1 pseudogene is annotated in these 213 nt (G+C 42.3%); it reads right to left on the bottom strand.

From position 1 onward, the window contains the following. A pseudogene (locus AC1M9J_RS14880) lies at positions 1-213 on the bottom strand (IS3 family transposase); the annotation flags it as partial.

Below are 213 nucleotides of genomic sequence, written 5' to 3'. Positions count from 1 at the left end.
TGGATGAAATCCACCATTATTTGTGTGGGCGGTCGAGCTCCGCCTAGGCGAAAAAAGCAGCTGCTTTACGTAGAATTTCGTTAGCGCGTTGCAGTTCTTTATTTTCACGTTCCAGTTGTTTAATGCGTTCTTGATCTGAAAGATGCTGTACTTTAACTGGATTTTGTTGATCCAAATATTTTTGATGCCAAACACGCAGTGTTTCAGGGGTAC

The organism is Acinetobacter sp. ANC_7588, from assembly GCF_056783995.1.
Note: the sequence above shows the minus strand (reverse complement) of the source record. Positions and strands in the feature narration are given on the sequence as shown.